Genomic DNA, 18,753 nt, shown 5'->3' with positions numbered 1-18,753 from the left:
CGGCTTGCCGGCGATTGGCCGTAACGCAGGGCACTACTTATAACAGATCGATCTAAAACTCTCACAAATCCCCCAGGTCAGTTCCTTACAGGCGCCCTAATCCGGGGCGCTGATTCCCCAACGGAAAAACCGGTAAGGACCTATGTGCGGATTAGCAGGAGAGTTGCGTTTCACCCCCATCGACCAAGCCCCTCGCCCGGCGGATCTCGCCGCGGTAGAGCGCATGACCCATCACCTGGCGCCCCGTGGCCCCGACGCCTGGGGCTTCCATAGCCTGGGCCCGATCGCCCTTGGCCATCGCCGGCTGAAAATCATGGACCTGTCCGACGGCTCGGCTCAGCCCATGGTCGACAACACCCTGGGCCTGTCTCTGGCCTTCAACGGTGCCATCTACAACTTCCCCGAACTACGCCAAGAGCTACAGGACCTGGGCTACACCTTCTGGTCCGACGGCGATACCGAGGTGCTGCTCAAGGGCTACCACGCCTGGGGCGCGGCCCTGCTGCCCAAGCTCAACGGCATGTTCGCCCTGGCCATCTGGGAGCGCGACAATCAGCGCCTGTTCCTGGCCCGCGACCGCCTGGGCGTCAAGCCTTTGTACCTGTCGCGCAACGGCGAACGCCTGCGCTTTGCCTCGACCCTGCCAGCGCTGCTCAAAGGTGGCGACATCGATCCGATGATCGACCCGGTAGCGCTCAACCACTACCTCAACTTCCACGCGGTGGTGCCGGCGCCACGCACCTTGCTGGCCAATGTGCAAAAGCTCGAACCCGGCACCTGGATGCGCATCGACCGCCATGGAGAAGTCGAGCGCCAGACCTGGTGGCAGCTGCACTACGGCCCCAACCCGGACGAGCGCGACCTGGACCTGGAAGGCTGGACCACCCGTGTGCTCGATGCTACCCGTGATGCCGTCGGCATCCGCCAGCGCGCCGCGGTAGACGTGGGTGTACTGCTGTCCGGCGGCGTCGACTCCAGCCTGTTGGTCGGTTTGCTGCGGGAAGTGGGCGTAGATGACCTGTCGACGTTCTCCATCGGCTTCGAAGATGCCGGCGGCGAGCGCGGTGACGAGTTCCAGTACTCCGACCTGATCGCCAAGCACTACGGCACCCGCCACCACCAGCTGCGCATCGCCGAAAGCGAAATCATCGAGCAATTGCCGGCCGCGTTCCGCGCCATGAGCGAGCCGATGGTCAGCCACGACTGCATCGCTTTCTACCTGCTGTCACGCGAGGTAGCCAAGCACTGCAAGGGCGTGCAGAGCGGCCAGGGTGCCGACGAGCTGTTCGCCGGCTACCACTGGTACCCGCAGGTGGACGGCGCCGATGACGCCTTTGGCGCCTACCGCGATGCGTTCTTCGACCGCAGCCATGCCGAGTACCGCGATACCGTGCAAGCCCCTTGGCTGCTGGAGACCGATGTTGCCGGCGACTTCGTGCGTGAACACTTCGCCCGCCCAGGCGCGCCCGACGCGGTGGACAAGGCGCTGCGCCTGGACAGCACGGTGATGCTGGTCGACGACCCGGTCAAACGGGTCGACAACATGACCATGGCCTGGGGCCTGGAAGCCCGTACGCCGTTCCTGGATTACCGCCTGGTCGAGTTGTCGGCACGTATCCCGGCGCGCTTCAAACTGCCCGATGGTGGCAAGCATGTGCTCAAGCAAGCCGCACGCCGGGTGATCCCCCATGAGGTGATCGACCGCAAGAAAGGCTACTTCCCGGTACCCGGCCTCAAGCACCTGCAAGGCGCCACCCTGGACTGGGTACGCGAGCTGCTCACCGACCCCAGCCAGGACCGCGGGCTGTTCAACCCGACCATGATCGACCGCCTGTTGAGCAACCCGCATGGCCAACTTACCCCGCTGCGCGGCTCCAAGCTGTGGCAGCTGGCGGCGCTGAACCTGTGGCTCAGCGAACAAGGAATCTGACCGATGAAAGCCCATGAAACTGCCTACGGTCAGCGCCTGTTGCGTGGCCAGACGCCGTCTTACGAGCGCCTCCAGGCGCGCCTGGCCGGCGATGGCAGCGAACCCCACGACCAGCCGCGTGCGCTGCACTGCGGCTGGGGCCGGCTGCTGATAGGTCACACCTACCCCGACCCGGCCAGCCTGGCCGAGGCACTGCAGCAGGAACGCCCCGGCGAACGTGACATCGCGCTGTATGTGGCGGCCCCTCAACAGCTGCTGGCGCAGGCACCGCAGCAGCTGTTTCTGGACCCGTCCGACACGCTGCGGCTGTGGTTCACCGACTACCGCCAGGCGCAACGCGTGTTTCGCGGTTTCCGCATCCGCCGTGCACAAAGCAGCAGTGACTGGCAGGCGATCAACACCCTGTACCAGGCACGCGGCATGCTGCCGGTCCAGCCGGAACTGCTGACGCCGCGCCACCAGGGCGGGCCGGTGTACTGGCTGGCCGAGGATGAAGACAGCGGCGCGGTGATCGGCAGCGTCATGGGCCTGAACCACAGCAAGGCGTTCGATGACCCCGAACACGGCAGCAGCCTGTGGTGCCTGGCCGTGGACCCGCATTGCACCCGCCCTGGCGTGGGTGAGGTGCTGGTGCGCCACCTGGTCGAGCACTTCATGAGCCGCGGCCTGGCCTACCTGGACTTGTCGGTGCTGCACGACAACCGTCAGGCCAAGCGGCTGTATGAGAAGCTCGGTTTCCGCAACCTGCCGACCTTCGCCGTCAAGCGCAAGAACGGCATCAACCAGCAATTGTTTCTTGGCCCCGGCCCTGAGGCGGGGTTGAATCCGTATGCACGGATCATCGTCGATGAGGCCTACCGCCGTGGCATCGAGGTGCAGGTGGACGACGCCGCAGGCGGGCTGTTCACCCTCAGCCTCGGCGGGCGCCGCGTGCGTTGCCGCGAATCGCTCAGCGACCTGACCAGTGCGGTCAGCATGACCCTCTGCCAGGACAAGCGCCTGACCCAGCAAACCTTGCACAACGCAGGCTTGCTGGTACCGGTGCAGCAACTGGCCGGCAATGCCGACGATAACCTGGCGTTTCTCGACGAGCACGGCGCGGTGGTGGTCAAACCGGTCGATGGTGAGCAGGGCCAAGGTGTGGCGGTGAACCTGACGACTTACGAGGAAGTTAGCCAGGCCATCGAACACGCCCGCCGCTTCGACAGCCGCGTGCTGCTGGAGAGTTTCCACCCGGGGCATGACCTGCGCATCGTGGTGATCGGTTTCGAGGTGGTTGCAGCGGCGGTTCGGCATCCGGCCCAGGTGGTCGGTGACGGCAAGCACAGCATCCATCAGTTGATCGAAGCCCAGAGCCGCCGCCGTCAGGCCGCTACCGGTGGTGAAAGCCGCATTCCGCTGGACGACGAGACCGAGCGCACCTTGCGTGACGCCGGTTTCGACTACACCAGCGTACTGCCCGCAGGCCAGCGCCTGGCTGTGCGCCGCACCGCCAACCTGCACACCGGCGGCACCCTGGAGGACGTTACCGAGCGCCTGCACCCGGTGCTGGCCGATGCCGCCGTGCGCGCTGCGCGGGCGCTGGAGATTCCAGTGGTGGGCCTGGACCTGATGGTGCGTGATGCCGAACAGCCGGACTACGTGATCATCGAGGCCAACGAGCGCGCCGGCTTGGCCAACCATGAGCCGCAGCCAACTGCAGAGCGCTTTGTCGACCTGCTGTTCCCGCACAGCCGGGCGTTGGCGTGAATCCATGACGGCCCTCTCGCCGGCAAGCCGGCTCCCACTGGTCTCTGGCGCAGTTTCCTGAACCTGTGCATCACCCCCTACCTGTGGGCGCCGGCTTGCCGGCGATAGGGCCTGCAAGAGCAAAGCAATACCTGAGGAGTACCCATGTCTGAACGATACCCCGAGCCGGACCTTGACTACCTCAAGCGCGTCTTGCTGGAGATGCTCGCCATCCCCAGCCCGACCGGCTTCACCGACACCATCGTGCGCTATGTCGCCGAACGCCTGGACGAACTGGGCATTCCCTTCGAACTGACCCGCCGCGGCACCATCCGCGCCACCCTCAAAGGCCGGCAAAGCTCCCCGGACCGCGCCGTCTCGGCCCACCTGGACACCATCGGCGCCAGCGTGCGCCAGCTGCAGGACAACGGCCGCCTGGCCCTGGCCCCGGTGGGGTGCTGGTCGAGCCGCTTCGCCGAGGGCAGCCGGGTCAGCGTCTTCACCGACACCGGGGTGTTCCGCGGCAGCGTATTGCCGCTGATGGCCAGCGGGCACGCCTTCAATACCGCCATCGACCAGATGCCCGTCAGCTGGGAACATGTCGAAGTGCGCCTGGACGCCTACTGCGCCACCCGCGCCGACTGCGAGTCCTTGGGGATTGCCATCGGCGACTTCGTGGCATTCGACCCGCTGCCGGAGTTCACCGAGAGCGGCCACATCAGTGCCCGCCATCTGGACGACAAGGCCGGCGTGGCTGCGCTGCTGGCAGCCCTCAAGGCAGTGGTGGAAAGTGGCCGCCAGCCGATGATCGACTGCCACCCGCTGTTCACCATCACCGAAGAAACCGGCTCAGGCGCTGCCGCTGCCCTGCCTTGGGACGTCAGCGAGTTCGTCGGCATCGACATCGCCCCGGTAGCACCCGGCCAGGCATCGAGCGAGCACGCGGTCAGTGTGGCCATGCAGGACTCGTCGGGGCCCTACGACTACCACCTGTCACGCCACCTGCTGAAACTGGCCGGCGACCAGGATGTGCCGGTGCGCCGTGACGTGTTCCGCTATTACTTCAGCGATGCCCATTCGGCGGTCACTGCCGGGCACGACATCCGCACCGCGCTGGTGGCCTTCGGTTGCGATGCCACCCACGGTTACGAGCGCACCCATATCGACAGCCTGGCCGCGCTCAGCCGCCTGTTGTCGGGCTACCTGCTCAGCCCACCGGTGTTCGCAAGCGATTCCAATCCGACCAATGCGTCCCTGGAGCGCTTCAGCCACCAGCTGGAGCACGATGCGCAGATGGAGAGCGACACGCGGGTGCCTGCAGTCGACAGCCTGGTGGGGAACAAGGAGTGAGCCGCAGCGGCCCGGTTTGGCGTAGCATGGGCGCATTCCGTTACCAAGCTGATTGCCGCCCATGCTGATCCCCTACGAACACCTGCAAGCCGAAACCCTGACGCGCCTGATCGAGGACTTCGTCACCCGCGACGGCACCGACAATGGCGACGACACGCCACTGGAAACCCGTGTGCTGCGGGTGCGCCAGGCGCTGGCCAAGGGCCAGGCGTTCATCCTGTTCGACCCGGAAAGCCAGCAGTGCCAACTGCTGGCCAAGCACGATGTGCCGCGTGAACTGCTCGACTGATCGATACCCACCGCTTCGCGGCACTCGCCCGCGAAGCGGTGGGTAACGTCGACATCAAGCCGATTTGCCCTTGCGCTTCTCCCCCGCCTTTATCCGCTTGTACACCTCTGCCCGGTGCACCGACACTTCACGCGGCGCGCTCACGCCAAAACGCACCATGCCATTGCGTGTTTCCACCACCTTGATCTGAATGTCGTCACCAATGTTGATGACTTCGCCGACTTCACGTCCAATGACCAACATGTTCCGGCCCTCCGGCAACAGGAAAAACCGGAGATTGCATGGGGAAATCCGCTGACTCAACGCCCCGGGAGCAATTCAGAGCAAGCCTACACTGGCTGGTAATTCGCCCTACAGACGGTACTACAATCCGCGCGCTTGGGCCTTGCTACGCATTTTCACCGCCATCTCTGCCATCTCGTCATACAGCCGCTGCGGCGCCTGCTGCTTGAGCTGCCAGGCCTGGCGCCCGGCCTCGTGGGGCAGGATCAGGAATTCACCGGCCTCGACCTGCTGGTGGATGTAGTCGGCAATGTCCGCTGCACTGATCGGCGAGCCCTCCAGCAGTTTGCCCACTTGGGCCTTCATGGCCGGGTTCGGGCCACGGAAGGAGTCCAGCAGGTTGGTCTGGAAGAACGACGGGCACACCACGTGCACCGCCACTTCCAACTGGCGCAGCTCTACCAGCAGGCTCTCCGACAGCGCCAGCACACCGGCCTTGGCAACGTTGTAGTTGCTCATGCCCGGCCCCTGCATCAGGGCCGCCATCGACGCCACATTGATGATGCGCCCCTTGCTGCGCTCGAGCAGTGGCAGGAAGGCCTTACAGCCCTTGACCACGCCCATCAGGTTGACCGCGATCTGCCAGTCCCAATCCTCCAACGACAGCTCGGCGAAGAAGCCGCCCGAGGCTACACCGGCGTTGTTGACGATCACGTCGATACCGTCGAACTTCTCTTCGCAGGCCTGGGCCAGGGCGGTCAGCTGGCTGTAGTCGCGCACGTCGCAGCGCTGGATGAAGCCCTCGCCACCGGCACCCCGCACCTGCTCAAGGGTTTCGCGCAGCCCTGGCTCGTTGACATCGGCCAGCGCCAGGCGCCAGCCCTCGCGCGCCCAGCGCAGGGCAATCTCGCGGCCGAGGCCGGAACCGGCGCCAGTGATCATGATGCGTTTGTGCATGGTGGCAGGCCTTGTACTGATGGGTGATGAGCCCAGTCTAATCAAGGCGTTGCCGTCAGGGAGGGTCCATCAGGGTAGTGAATGGGTGGGCATGACCCTACGGTCGTGCCAAGCAAATGGAATCTTTGCCAAGCGGCGCCGGTCCGAATTAACAAGAGGCCAGCTATTCGAGGCCCTTGACCCCTAACCACGCAAGGACTCCGTCATGACCACGATCCTCATCATCATCCTCATCCTGCTGTTGATTGGTGGCTTACCGGTCTTCCCGCACTCGCGCAGCTGGGGCTATGGCCCGTCCGGCATCATTGGCGTGGTGCTGGTGATACTGCTGGTGTTGTTGTTGCTTGGGATGATCTAGCGCTGTCAGCCGCTGCAAAAAAAACCGCGCTACGGCATCAGCCGCAGCGCGGTTTTTCATTGCGCGTCAATCAGTGCGACACGGCGCCCGAAGCCCCCAGGCCAGTCTGCGAGCGGACGAACTGCGGGAAGAACAGTGCACGTTCGCTTTCAGCTGCCTTGGACTTGTCGGTGACCGAGAAGAACCAGATACCGACGAAGGCAATCAGCATCGAGAACAGCGCCGGGTACTCGTACGGGTAGATAGGCTTCTCGTGGCCGAGGATCTGCACCCAGATGGTCGGGCCAAGGATCATCAGCGTCACTGCACTCACCAGGCCCAGCCAGCCGCCGATCATGGCGCCGCGGGTGGTCAGCTTCTTCCAGTACATCGAAAGCAGCAGGACTGGGAAGTTGCAGCTGGCGGCAATGGAGAACGCCAGGCCGACCATGAAGGCGATGTTCTGTTTCTCGAACAGAATGCCCAGGCCGATCGCCAGCACGCCAAGGGCGATGGTGGTGATCTTCGACACACGGATCTCGTCCTTGTCGTTGGCCTTGCCCTTGCGCCATACGCTGGCGTACAGGTCATGGGACACCGCCGAGGCACCGGCCAGGGTCAGGCCGGCAACCACCGCCAGGATGGTGGCGAACGCTACCGCCGAGATGAAGCCCAGGAAGATGCTGCCACCCACGGCATCGGCCAGGTGCACCGCCGCCATGTTGTTGCCGCCCAGCAGGGCGCCGGCGGCGTCCTTGAAGTCCGGGTTGGTGCTGACCAGCAGGATCGCGCCAAAGCCGATGATGAAGGTCAGGATGTAGAAGTAGCCGATGAAGCCGGTGGCGTAGAGCACGCTCTTGCGGGCTTCCTTGGCGTCACTGACGGTGAAGAAGCGCATCAGGATATGCGGCAGGCCGGCAGTACCGAACATCAGTGCCAGGCCCAGCGAGAACGCCGAGATCGGGTCCTTGACCAGGCCGCCCGGGCTCATGATCGCCTCACCCTTGCTGTGCACCTTGATCGCTTCGGAGAACAGGGTGTTGAAGTCGAAGCCCACGTGCTTCATCACCATCAGTGCCATGAAGCTGGCACCGGACAGCAGCAGTACGGCCTTGATGATCTGTACCCAGGTGGTGGCCAGCATGCCGCCGAACAGTACGTACAGGCACATCAGGATACCCACCAGGATCACCGCGACATGGTAGTCCAGGCCGAACAGCAGCTCGATCAGCTTGCCGGCGCCGACCATCTGCGCGATCAGGTAGAAGGCCACCACCACCAGTGAACCGGAGGCCGACAGGGTACGGATTTCCTTTTGCCCCAGGCGGTAGGAGGCTACGTCGGCAAAGGTGTATTTGCCCAGGTTGCGCAGGCGCTCGGCGATCAGGAACAGAATGATCGGCCAGCCGACCAGGAAGCCGATCGAGTAGATCAGGCCGTCGTAGCCGGAGGTGAACACCAGCGCGGAAATACCCAGGAACGACGCTGCCGACATGTAGTCGCCGGCAATCGCCAGACCGTTCTGAAAGCCGGTGATCTTGCCGCCGGCAGCGTAGTAGTCGGCTGCCGACTTGTTACGCTTGGAGGCCCAGTAGGTGATGCCCAAGGTAAAGGCGACGAAGGCCACGAACATGGCGATCGCTGCAACGTTCAGCGGCTGTTTCTGCACCTCGCCGGTCAGGGCATCGGCTGCCCACACGGCGGGTGCGAAAACGCCGCAGGCCAGTACGGCCAAGGCTTTGGTGTGGCGAATCATTGTTGCGCCTCCTTGAGGATGGCCTTGTTCAGCTCATCGAATTCGCCGTTGGCGCGGCGCACGTAGATGGCGGTCAGGACGAATGCCGAAACGATCAGGCCGACGCCCAGGGGGATGCCCCAGGTAATCGACGACTCAGGGCTGAGCTTGGCGCCCAGCAGATGAGGACCGTAGGCGATCAGGAGGATGAAGGCGCAGTACAGGCCGAGCATGATCGCCGAGAGAACCCAGGCGAACCGTTCGCGCTTGGTGACCAGCTCCTTGAAACGGGGGCTGTTTTGTATCGAGAGGTAAATGCTGTCGTTCATTGTTTTTGTCCTAGCAGCACAGATAGGGGATGGAACCCACACCGTCACTTTATGCTGCCTTTGAACGCCAACCAGACGACCTTAGTCTTAGATGCAAGGGTGTTTTGCAGAATCAGTAACAAAGCGGGGCCACTGTGTGGCCCCGGTCTGGAGAATCTGATCGGTTATTTGCCCGTCCACTCCTGGACACGATCCGGGTGCTTGGCTACCCAATCTTTCGCCGCAGCTTCAGGCTTGGCGCCTTCCTGAATCGCCAGCATCACCTCGCCAATCTCATCCTTGGACTTCCAGCTGAACTTCTTCAGGAACTCGGCCACTTCTGGCGCTTTGGTCGCCAACTCTTTGCTGCCGATGCTGTTGACCGTCTCGGCCGCGCCATAGACGCCTTTGGGGTCTTCAAGGAACTTCAGCTTCCATTTGGCGAACATCCAGTGCGGCACCCAGCCGGTCACGGCGATGGACTGCTTCTTGGCGTAGGCACGGCCCAGTTCTGCGGTCATCGCCGCGCCGGAGCTTGCCTGCAGCTTGTAGCCGGTAAGGTCGTAGTCCTTGATGGCCTGGTCGGTCTTGAGCATGACCCCGGAGCCTGCGTCGATGCCGACGATCTTCTGTTTGAAGCTTTCATCGGTCTTGAGGTCGGTGATGCTGTTGGCCTTGACGTACTCCGGCACGATCAGGCCGATCTTGGCATCTTTGAAGTTGGCGCCGTAATCGACCACGTTGTCCTTGTTCTTGGTCCAGTACTCACCATGGGTTACCGGCAGCCAGGCCGAGAGCATGGCGTCGAGTTTGCCGGTGGCTACACCCTGCCACATGATGCCGGTGGCCACGGCCTGCAGCTTCACGTCGTAGCCGAGCTTCTGCTTGATCACTTCGGCGGCCACGTTGGTGGTCGCCACGCTGTCGGCCCAGCCATCCACGTAACCGATGCTCACTTCTTTGGCCATGGCCTGTGCACCGCTCATGGCCAATACCAGGGCGGTGCCCGCCCCCAGGAGTCGTCGCATTTTTTTCAAAGTTGCCATCAAAGCATCCCCTCGTCAGGTCTCGGAGATTGCATCATGGTCCTGCAACGCTGCCCAACCTGCTCCAGCTGCGACCTGCACCCGAACCCTTTGCGACAGCACTGTGCCATTAGCGGCATCTGCCTGCGCCATTCTGCGCGATCCTTGCATGCCAAAGGTTTGGCGCCGGGCTACTATCTAACGCTTTGCGCCTGACGATGGACCGCCTGATGCCCAGCCCTGCCCGCCTGCTGCTCCCGCTGTACCTGCTCGCCTGCCTGCTTGCCCTCTCAGGGCTTGGGGCGCTCTGGTACACGCTCGGCAAGCCGATCCTGCTACCGGACGCGGCCAGCCCCACGCACAAATTGCAGTGCGCCTCCTACACGCCGTTCGACAAGGACCAGTCGCCGTTCGACCAGCCTTTTCGCTTGCGCCCGGCGGGCATGGACGCTGACCTGGCGCTGTTGGCTGAACGATTTCAGTGCATCCGCACCTATTCCATGACCGGACTGGAAGCGATCCCGGCACTGGCGCGCAAGCATGGCCTGAAGGTGATGCTCGGGGCCTGGGTCAATGGCAACCCGGTGGATACCGACAAGGAAGTGGATCTGCTGATTGCCGCCGCCAACGCCAACCCGGATGTGGTCAGTGCGGTGATCGTGGGCAACGAGGCGTTGCTGCGCAAGGAAGTGACCGGCGAGCGCCTGGCCGCGCTGATCGGCAACGTGAAGCGCCAGGTCAGGGTACCGGTGACCTATGCCGATGTCTGGGAGTTCTGGCTGCAGCACCCGCAGGTGGCGCCAGCGGTGGACTTTTTGACGATTCACCTGTTGCCCTACTGGGAGGACGACCCGCGTGGTATCGAAGATGCCCTGGCGCATGTCGCCGATGTGCGTCGGGTGTTCGGTACGCGCTTTGCGCCCAAGGATATCTTCATCGGCGAAACCGGCTGGCCCAGCGAAGGCCGCCAGCGCGAGACGGCCGTGCCCAGCCGGGCCAACGAGGCACGCTTCATCCGCGGTTTCGTCGCCATGGCCGAGGCCAATGGCTGGCACTACAACCTGATCGAAGCCTTCGACCAGCCGTGGAAGCGCGCCAGTGAAGGCGCGGTGGGCGGCTACTGGGGGCTGTACGATGCCGACCGGCAGGACAAAGGGGTACTCGAGGGCCCGGTGAGCAACCTGCATCACTGGCCGCAATGGTTGCTGGCAAGCGTGCTGTTGATGGCAACGATGCTGCTGTTCGCCGGGCGCCCCGGCACCGCGACCGGGGCTTTGCTGTTGCCCTTGCTGGCGGCGTTTGGGGCTGGCTGCCTGGGGCTGTGGGGCGAGTTGATGCGCACCCACGCACGGTTTGCCGGGGAATGGCTGTGGGCGGCGTTGCTGGCGGGGCTGAACCTGCTGGTGCTGGCCCATGCGGTGCTGGCGCTGGCGCGCCGGGCTGGCTGGCGGGAACGTTGGTTCGCCTGGTTCGAGGCGCGCGCAGGGTGGCTATTGCTGGCGGCAGGCTTTGCGGCGGCAGTGAGCATGCTGGCGATGGTGTTCGACCCGCGTTATCGCAGTTTCCCCACGGCGGCGCTGGCGTTGCCGGCTGTGGTTTACCTGTTGCGCCCGGTGGCGGCGGCACGGGCAGAGGTGGCGCTGCTGGCGTTCATCGTCGGGGCCGGGGTGATGCCTCAGCTGTACCGGGAAGGGCTGGAGAATCAGCAGGCCTGGGGTTGGGCGGTGGTCAGTGTGATGATGACTGCGGCGTTGTGGCGGAGTTTGCGCGTGCGCAAGGCGTGATCCTCCATCGCCGACAAGCCGGTAAGACAGTTGCCAACACAGCAATGGCAGTCAGCCGCGCCGCGCTTGCCGGACCAGCCGTAACCCCGCCAGCACCACAGCAAACACCGCAATGCTGGCGGTATACAGCACCAGCGCCGGGATGCCGAACACCAGCGCCAGCAACGCCAGCCACCAACCGTTGCGCCCGCCAACCACCTGCGCCAGCAACGCCAGCCCAAGCCCGGCCCAGGCCATCACCTGAAAGTGAATCCCCAACCCCAGCACCGAGCGCACCTGGCACTGCCAGTGTTCACCGGGCACGGCGCAAAGGCCGACCCACTGCGCATCCTCCATCAACCCGTAACGCACGCCGTAACTGGCAGCCAGCCACAAGGCGAGAAACAGCAACAGCAGCGCAGCCGGCAAGGTACGAGACATCCTGTTCTCCAATAGCAGTAATCGAAACGGTGCATGATCGCCCAAGGCCGGTTGTAAGGCAAAATCACAATCCTGCAGCTATGTTGCAGATAACAAGCACACCAAAGGCCACCGCACTTGGCAACTTTGCCAAGGCACTTGTGGTCCTAGCCTGCGTAGCGCAGTACCTTGCTCGCGTTCTTTCTGGGGGATTACATGCTTCGATATTGGCGCCTAGCCGCCCTTCTTGGCGGCCTGCTCATGGCTGTGGCCGCTTCTGCGCGCGACATCGACGCCGCGACCTACGGCTTCCCCTTGACCAACCCGTTCGAGGCGACGATCGCCACGACGCCGCCCGATCAGCGACCAACGCTGCCCAGCGACGACGAAATCGACCAGAGCGACTACAGCCTGAATTTGCGCCCGGAGCGTGAGTTCACCCTGCCAGACAACTTCTGGGCAGTGAAAAAGCTCAAGTACCGGCTGGCTCGCCAGGACCATGAAGCGCCGCTGATCTTCATCATCGCCGGCACCGGCGCGCCGTATTCGAGCACCATCAACGAATACCTGAAAAAACTGTTCTACCAGGCCGGTTACCACGTGGTTCAGCTGTCGTCGCCGACCAGCTACGACTTCATGAGCGCCGCCTCGCGCTTCGCCACCCCGGGCATCAGCCGGGAAGACGCCGAAGACATGTACCGGGTGATGCAAGCCGTACGTGCCCAGCACCCGCGCCTGCCGATCAGCGAGTACTACCTCACCGGTTACAGCCTGGGCGCGCTGGACGCAGCGTTCGTCAGCCACCTGGATGAAACCCGTCGCAGCTTCAACTTCAAGCGTGTGCTGCTGCTCAACCCGCCGGTCAACCTGTACACCTCGATCAACAACCTCGACAAACTGGTGCAGACCCAGGTCAAAGGCATCGACCGCAGCACCACGTTCTATGAGCTGATGCTGGAAAAGCTCACCCGCTATTTCCAGGACAAGGGCTACATCGACCTCAACGAAGCCCTGCTGTATGACTTCCAGCAGTCGCGTCAGCACCTGTCCAACGAACAGATGGCGATGCTGATCGGCACCTCGTTCCGCTTCTCGGCGGCCGATATCGCCTTCACTTCGGACCTGATCAACCGGCGCGGCCTGATCATCCCGCCGAAGTACCCGATCACCGAAGGCAGCAGCCTTACGCCGTTCTTCAAGCGTGCCCTGCAATGCGACTTCGACTGCTACATGACTGAGCAGGTGATCCCGATGTGGCGCGCCCGCACCGACGGCAATAGCATCCTGCAACTGGTCAACCAGGTGAGCCTGTACGCGCTGGAGGACTACCTGCGCAACAGCCCGAAAATCGCCGTGATGCACAATGCCGACGATGTCATCCTCGGCCCGGGCGATATCGGTTTCCTGCGCAAGGTGTTTGGTGATCGCCTGACCCTTTACCCCCATGGCGGCCATTGCGGCAACCTCAACTACCGCGTCAACAGCGACGCCATGCTGGAGTTCTTCCGTGGTTAACAAATTCCTCTTCGCCACCGCCCTGCTGTTTGCCGGCAATGCCCTGGCCGCGGAAACCGCGCCGCGCACCAGCGTGATCGAGTCCGACCCTCAGGTAACCGCCCAACCTTTGGCCCCTGAAGCGGACGGGTTCATCGACCCGCTGCGCGAACTGAAATTCAACCCAGGCCTGGACCAGCGCGAGTTCGAACGCTCCACCTTGGCGGCGCTCAACGTATACGACCCGCTGGAGTCGCTGAACCGGCGCATTTACCACTTCAACTACCGCCTGGACCAGTGGGTGCTGCTGCCGCTGGTGGACGGCTACCAGTACGTCACGCCCCGGTTCGTGCGCACCGGGGTGAGCAATTTCTTCAACAACCTGGGCGATGTGCCGAACCTGTTCAACAGCGTGCTGCAGCTCAAGGCCAAGCGTTCGGCAGAGATCACCGCGCGGCTGATGTTCAATACCATCATCGGTGTGGGTGGCCTCTGGGATCCGGCGACCAAGATGGGCCTGCCGCGCCAGAGCGAGGATTTTGGCCAGACGTTGGGCTTCTATGGCGTGCCTGATGGCCCGTACATCATGCTGCCGGTACTGGGGCCGTCGAACCTGCGCGATACCACCGGGGTGGTGGTGGATTACGCCGGCGAACAGGCGATCAATTACCTGAACATGGCCGAGGTAAGCACCGATCATCCGGAAATCTTCCTGCTGCGCGCGGTGGACAAACGCTACACCACCAAATTCCGCTATGGCCAGCTCAACTCGCCCTTCGAGTATGAGAAGGTCCGGTATGTGTATACCCAGTCGCGCAAGCTGCAGATTGCCGAGTAACGCGCTGCCGTAAAGGCGGCTTGGTGTCGCGATGGGCCGCACGGCGGCCCCATCGATTACAGCCCCAGAAACTGCTCCAGCTCCCGCCGCTTGGTCAGCGCATCCCGCCGCCCCAGCTCGATCAGCTCGCTGCAATAGCTGGCCTCGAACAGTAAGTAGCTCAACACCCCTGCCCCACTGGTCCGCGTCGCCCCCGGGCCGCGCAGGAACACCCGTAGCGCCGCCGGCAGCTCACGCCGATGCCGTGCGGCGATTTCGTCCAGCGGCTGGCTGGGCGCCACCACCAGCACCTCGATCGGCGCCAGCCCCAGGCGTCGCGCATCCAGGTGGGCCGGCAGCAGGCGGCTCAGGTGATTCAGGCGCTGCAACAGCTCGATATCGCCTTCCAGGCTGTCGATGAACGTGCTGTTGAGCATATGCCCTGCGATCTGCGCCAGGCTTGGCTGGTGCCCACTGAACACGCGCTGGGGCGGCAAAGGTGGTGCTGGCCGTTGCGGGTTGCCGCTGACGCCGACCACCAGCACGCGGCTGGCCCCCAGGTGCAGCGCCGGGCTGATCGGCGCCGACTGGCGTACCGCGCCGTCGCCGTAGTACTCGTCACCGAGCCGGACCGGGGCGAACAGCAGCGGGATAGCCGCGCTGGCCAGCAGGTGGTCAACGGTCAATGGCGTGGGCACGCCGAGGCGGCGGTGGCGTAGCCAGGCGTCGATGGTGCCGCGGCCCTGGTAGAAGGTCACCGCCTGGCCAGACTCGTAGCCGAATGCGGTGACCGCGACCGCGCGCAGCTGCTCGCTGGCCAGGGCATGGGTGATGCCATCCAGGTCGATGTGCGCCTGCAACAGGCCGCGCAGCGGGCTGCTGTCGAGCAGCGCAACCGGTGCCTGGCCGCCCAGCCCCAGCAGGCTGTGGCCGACAAAGCGGCTGGCTTGGCGGATCACACCCGGCCAGTCGCTGCGCACCACCAGGTGGCTGCCCAGGTTCTGCCAGAAGGCGGTGAGCCTTTGTACCGCCTCGTTGAAGCGCATGGCGCCACTGGCCAGGGTCACGGCATTGATGGCGCCGGCCGAGGTGCCGACGATCACCGGGAAGGGGTTGGCTGCGCCGGCAGGCAGCAGCTCGGCGATGCCGGCCAGAACACCGACCTGGTAGGCGGCGCGGGCGCCGCCGCCAGAGAGGATCAGGCCGGTGGTGGGGGGTGGGGCCATGTCTTGCTCCCAGGATCTTTGACTGCCAGCGCTGGCCTCATCGCCGGCAAGCCGGCTGCCACATGGTCAGCGCTTTTTCTTGTCATACAGCCGCGGCGCACCTTCAGGCCGCGACTTGAAGCGCCGGTGCGCCCACAGGTATTGCTCGGGGCACTCGCGCAACACGCCTTCGATCCACTGGTTGATGCGCAGGCAATCGGCCTCTTCGCTTTCACCGGGGAAGGCTTCCAGCGGCGGGTGGATCACCAGGCGATAGCCACTGCCATCCTCCAGGCGCTTCTGGGTGAAGGGAATGACCTGCGCCTTGCCCAGGCGGGCGAACTTGGTGGTGGCGGTGACCGTTGCCGCCTGGATGCCGAACAACGGCACGAACAGGCTCTGCTTGGCGCCGTAGTCCTGGTCGGGCGCATACCAGATGGCGCGCCCGGCACGCAGCAGTTTGAGCATGCCGCGCACGTCTTCACGCTCCACGGCCAGCGAATCGAGGTTGTGGCGCTCACGGCCGCTGCGCTGAATGAAGTCGAACAGCGCATTGCCATGCTCGCGGTACATGCCGTCGATGGTGTGCACCTGGCCGAGCAAGGCGGCGCCGATCTCCAGGGTGGTGAAATGCACGGCCATGAGGATCGCGCCCTGCCCGGCCTGTTGCGCGGCTTGCAGGTGCTCGAGGCCCTCGATGTGCGCCAGGCGCGCCAACCTGGCCTTGGGCCACCACCAGCTCATGGCCATTTCGAAGAAGGCGATGCCGGTGGAGGCGAAATTCGCCTTCAACAAACGGCGCCGTTCGTCGACGGACATCTCGCGGAAACACAGTTCCAGGTTGCGTGCAGCGATGCGTCGGCGCTCACCGGCCACCCGATACATCAGCGCGCCCAGGGCAGCGCCGAGCCACAGCAGGGCGCGGTAGGGCAACTGCACCGCCAGCCACAGCAGGCCCAGGCCCAGCCACAGGCCCCAGAACCTGGGGTGAAGGAAATAGGGACGAAAACGCGGGCGTTCCATTGAAGCTTCCGGTAAGTCAAAGGCCGAGCATTCTACATCGGATCGGCGCCGGTTGCGGCCAACCGGTCTTATCGTTATAAGTCAGGGCACTTTTTCCGCAACAAGCCGTCTATGCAGACCATGAGCCCAAACCACACACCCGACACCGCCTCCGTGTTCCAGCTCAAGGGCAGCATGCTCGCCATCACTGTGCTGGAGCTGGGGCGCAACGACCTTGAAGCCCTCGACCGCCAGTTGGCGGCGAAAGTGGCCCAGGCCCCTAATTTCTTCAGCAACACGCCGTTGGTGCTGGCGCTGGACAAGCTGCCAGCCGACGAAGGGGCGATCGACCTGCCCGGGCTGATGCGCATCTGCCGTCACCACGGCCTGCGGACCTTGGCGATCCGGGCCAGCCGCATCGAGGACATCGCTGCGGCGATCGCCATCGACCTGCCGGTACTGCCGCCCTCCGGCGCCCGTGAGCGGCCGCTGGAGCCAGAGCCGGAAGTGAAAAAGCCCGAGCCGGCACCGGCGCCCGCTGCAGAGCCGGAAATCCGCCCGACGCGGATCATCACTTCGCCTGTACGTGGCGGCCAGCAGATCTATGCTCAGGGTGGCGACCTGGTGGTCACAGGGTCGGTAAGCCCGGGTGCGGAACTTCTCGCCGATGGCAACATCCATGTGTACGGCGCCATGCGCGGCCGTGCCCTGGCCGGCATCAAAGGCAACACCAAGGCCCGTATCTTCTGCCAGCAGATGACCGCCGAAATGGTCTCCATCGCTGGCCAGTACAAGGTCTGCGAGGACCTGCGCCGCGACCCGCTGTGGGGCGGCGGCGTGCAAGTCAGCCTGTCTGGTGACGTGTTGAACATCACCCGTCTTTAACGGATACTTGCCGTCATTTTTAGAGCAACTTTTTTACCTGTTGCCGTTTTTTTGCATTTTGCTGGGACGCCTGTCCCGACTTATTTAGGGGTGAAACACCTTGGCCAAGATTCTCGTCGTTACTTCCGGCAAGGGGGGTGTGGGCAAGACCACCACCAGCGCCGCCATCGGCACCGGCCTCGCACTGCGCGGCCACAAGACGGTCATCGTCGACTTCGACGTGGGCCTGCGTAACCTCGACCTGATCATGGGCTGCGAGCGCCGCGTGGTTTACGACTTCGTCAACGTGGTCAACGGCGAAGCCAACCTGCAGCAGGCCCTGATCAAGGACAAGCGCCTGGAGAACCTGTACGTACTGGCCGCCAGCCAGACTCGCGACAAGGACGCGCTGACCCAGGAAGGCGTTGAAAAGGTTCTGATGGACCTCAAAGAACAGTTCGAGTACGTGATCTGCGACTCGCCGGCGGGTATCGAGAAAGGCGCGCACCTGGCCATGTACTTCGCCGACGAAGCCATCGTCGTGACCAACCCTGAAGTGTCTTCGGTACGTGACTCCGACCGTATGCTGGGCATTCTGTCGAGCAAGTCGCGCCGCTCCGAAAACGGGGAAGAGCCGATCAAGGAACACCTGCTGATCACGCGTTACCACCCGGAGCGCGTCGTCAAGGGCGAAATGCTGAGCGTGGCCGACGTGGAAGAGATTCTGTCGATCAAGCTCAAGGGCGTGATCCCGGAGTCGCAGGCGGTACTCAAGGCGTCCAACCAAGGTATCCCGGTCATTCTCGATGATCAGAGCGATGCCGGCCAGGCCTACAGCGATGCGGTCGACCGCCTGCTGGGCAAAGAGAAGCCGATGCGCTTCATCGATGTACAGAAGAAGGGATTCTTCGAGCGCATTTTCGGGAGCAAATAAACCATGAACCTTTTTGACTTCTTTCGTGGCAGACAGAAACAGACCAGTGCGTCGGTGGCGAAAGAGCGTCTACAGATCATCGTGGCGCATGAGCGCGGCCAGCGCAGCGAACCGGACTACCTGCCGGCGCTGCAAAAAGAGCTGCTCGAGGTGATCCGCAAGTATGTGAACATCGGTAGCGATGATGTGCACATCGAACTGGAAAACCAGGGCAGTTGCTCGATTCTGGAGCTGAACATCACGTTGCCTGAGCGCTGATACAGCGAACTGGCTCGATCATTGGGGCTGCGTTGCAGCCCATCGCCGGCAAGCCGGCTCCCACAGGGTCTGCGTTGTACCTCTGGAACCCGGTTTGCCGGCTTCTACGGGGCCT

19 protein-coding genes are annotated in these 18,753 nt (G+C 63.7%); 11 read left to right on the top strand and 8 right to left on the bottom strand.

Going from position 1 to position 18,753, the window contains the following annotated elements:
* Positions 1–142 precede the first annotated feature (142 nt).
* The 4 genes from ABRP30_RS06770 to ABRP30_RS06755 all read left to right on the top strand — a co-directional run bounded on the left by ABRP30_RS06770 (position 143) and on the right by ABRP30_RS06755 (position 5,297).
* Positions 143–1,930, top strand: coding sequence for an N-acetylglutaminylglutamine amidotransferase (locus ABRP30_RS06770; protein ID WP_349976050.1), 1,788 nt, complete (start codon positions 143–145; stop codon positions 1,928–1,930).
* A gap of 3 nt (positions 1,931–1,933) precedes the next feature.
* Positions 1,934–3,679: an N-acetylglutaminylglutamine synthetase gene (ngg, locus tag ABRP30_RS06765; protein WP_349976049.1), complete on the top strand. Its 1,746-nt coding sequence runs from the start codon at positions 1,934–1,936 to the stop codon at positions 3,677–3,679.
* 144 nt (positions 3,680–3,823) lie between these two features.
* Entirely contained in the window at positions 3,824–5,008 is a 1,185-nt protein-coding gene (locus tag ABRP30_RS06760) for an osmoprotectant NAGGN system M42 family peptidase (protein ID WP_267821835.1), read from the top strand.
* 61 nt (positions 5,009–5,069) lie between these two features.
* The gene (locus tag ABRP30_RS06755; protein ID WP_039603187.1) at positions 5,070–5,297 is read left to right on the top strand and encodes a YheU family protein; all 228 of its coding nucleotides are present in this window, start codon (positions 5,070–5,072) and stop codon (positions 5,295–5,297) included.
* Between the two features lie 54 nt (positions 5,298–5,351).
* Here ABRP30_RS06755 and csrA read toward each other — a convergent pair whose 3' ends face one another.
* Entirely contained in the window at positions 5,352–5,540 is a 189-nt protein-coding gene (gene csrA, locus ABRP30_RS06750) for a carbon storage regulator CsrA (RefSeq protein ID WP_241802856.1), read from the bottom strand.
* Positions 5,541–5,660: 120 nt separating this feature from the next.
* Positions 5,661–6,476, bottom strand: coding sequence for an SDR family oxidoreductase (locus ABRP30_RS06745; protein ID WP_349976048.1), 816 nt, complete (start codon positions 6,474–6,476; stop codon positions 5,661–5,663).
* A 205-nt stretch (positions 6,477–6,681) separates the two neighbouring features.
* Between ABRP30_RS06745 and ABRP30_RS06740 the strand changes: the two genes are divergently transcribed.
* A complete protein-coding gene (locus tag ABRP30_RS06740; protein ID WP_003252624.1) occupies positions 6,682–6,834 on the top strand; it encodes a DUF3309 family protein in 153 nt (50 codons plus the stop codon).
* A gap of 70 nt (positions 6,835–6,904) precedes the next feature.
* Here ABRP30_RS06740 and ABRP30_RS06735 read toward each other — a convergent pair whose 3' ends face one another.
* The 3 genes from ABRP30_RS06735 to ABRP30_RS06725 all read right to left on the bottom strand — a co-directional run bounded on the left by ABRP30_RS06735 (position 6,905) and on the right by ABRP30_RS06725 (position 9,902).
* Positions 6,905–8,569, bottom strand: a complete 1,665-nt coding sequence (locus ABRP30_RS06735) for a cation acetate symporter (protein WP_241802854.1) — start codon at positions 8,567–8,569, stop codon at positions 6,905–6,907.
* Complete coding sequence (locus ABRP30_RS06730) at positions 8,566–8,877, bottom strand: DUF485 domain-containing protein (protein WP_267821830.1); 312 nt, start codon at positions 8,875–8,877, stop codon at positions 8,566–8,568. The genes ABRP30_RS06735 and ABRP30_RS06730 overlap by 4 nt, the downstream gene beginning before the upstream one ends.
* A 164-nt stretch (positions 8,878–9,041) precedes the next feature.
* Positions 9,042–9,902: a glycine betaine ABC transporter substrate-binding protein gene (locus ABRP30_RS06725; protein ID WP_267821828.1), complete on the bottom strand. Its 861-nt coding sequence runs from the start codon at positions 9,900–9,902 to the stop codon at positions 9,042–9,044.
* Between the two features lie 197 nt (positions 9,903–10,099).
* Here ABRP30_RS06725 and ABRP30_RS06720 point away from each other — a divergent pair, with 197 nt between their 5' ends.
* Entirely contained in the window at positions 10,100–11,665 is a 1,566-nt protein-coding gene (locus ABRP30_RS06720) for a beta (1-6) glucans synthase (RefSeq protein WP_349976047.1), read from the top strand.
* Positions 11,666–11,716: 51 nt separating this feature from the next.
* Here ABRP30_RS06720 and ABRP30_RS06715 read toward each other — a convergent pair whose 3' ends face one another.
* Positions 11,717–12,085: a hypothetical protein gene (locus tag ABRP30_RS06715; RefSeq protein ID WP_267821824.1), complete on the bottom strand. Its 369-nt coding sequence runs from the start codon at positions 12,083–12,085 to the stop codon at positions 11,717–11,719.
* A gap of 195 nt (positions 12,086–12,280) precedes the next feature.
* Between ABRP30_RS06715 and ABRP30_RS06710 the strand changes: the two genes are divergently transcribed.
* On the top strand, positions 12,281–13,579 hold the full coding sequence (locus tag ABRP30_RS06710) for a serine/threonine protein kinase (RefSeq protein WP_241802847.1): 1,299 nt from the start codon (positions 12,281–12,283) through the stop codon (positions 13,577–13,579).
* Positions 13,572–14,396: a VacJ family lipoprotein gene (locus ABRP30_RS06705; protein ID WP_267821821.1), complete on the top strand. Its 825-nt coding sequence runs from the start codon at positions 13,572–13,574 to the stop codon at positions 14,394–14,396. The genes ABRP30_RS06710 and ABRP30_RS06705 overlap by 8 nt, the downstream gene beginning before the upstream one ends.
* Before the next feature lie 56 nt (positions 14,397–14,452).
* On the opposite strand, the gene ABRP30_RS06700 is transcribed toward ABRP30_RS06705, so the two are convergent.
* Together ABRP30_RS06700 and ABRP30_RS06695 are read right to left on the bottom strand one after the other, a co-directional pair.
* On the bottom strand, positions 14,453–15,601 hold the full coding sequence (locus tag ABRP30_RS06700) for a patatin-like phospholipase family protein (protein ID WP_349976046.1): 1,149 nt from the start codon (positions 15,599–15,601) through the stop codon (positions 14,453–14,455).
* 66 nt (positions 15,602–15,667) lie between these two features.
* A complete protein-coding gene (locus ABRP30_RS06695) occupies positions 15,668–16,603 on the bottom strand; it encodes a lipid A biosynthesis lauroyl acyltransferase (RefSeq protein WP_349976045.1) in 936 nt (311 codons plus the stop codon).
* 111 nt (positions 16,604–16,714) lie between these two features.
* Between ABRP30_RS06695 and minC the strand changes: the two genes are divergently transcribed.
* From minC to minE, 3 genes are all read left to right on the top strand, one after another.
* Positions 16,715–17,467 carry a septum site-determining protein MinC gene (gene minC / locus ABRP30_RS06690; RefSeq protein ID WP_349976044.1) on the top strand — a complete coding sequence of 251 codons (753 nt, stop codon included), beginning with the start codon at positions 16,715–16,717 and terminating at the stop codon, positions 17,465–17,467.
* A 100-nt stretch (positions 17,468–17,567) separates the two neighbouring features.
* A complete protein-coding gene (gene minD / locus ABRP30_RS06685; RefSeq protein WP_012313198.1) occupies positions 17,568–18,380 on the top strand; it encodes a septum site-determining protein MinD in 813 nt (270 codons plus the stop codon).
* 3 nt (positions 18,381–18,383) lie between these two features.
* On the top strand, positions 18,384–18,638 hold the full coding sequence (gene minE, locus ABRP30_RS06680; protein ID WP_241802832.1) for a cell division topological specificity factor MinE: 255 nt from the start codon (positions 18,384–18,386) through the stop codon (positions 18,636–18,638).
* The last annotated feature ends 115 nt before the right edge of the window (positions 18,639–18,753 follow it).

It is taken from the genome of Pseudomonas sp. WHRI 8519 (assembly GCF_040224055.2).
In the GTDB taxonomy this organism is placed as follows: Bacteria; Pseudomonadota; Gammaproteobacteria; order Pseudomonadales; family Pseudomonadaceae; genus Aquipseudomonas; species Aquipseudomonas putida_X.
This window is presented reverse-complemented; position numbering and strand designations above follow the sequence as displayed.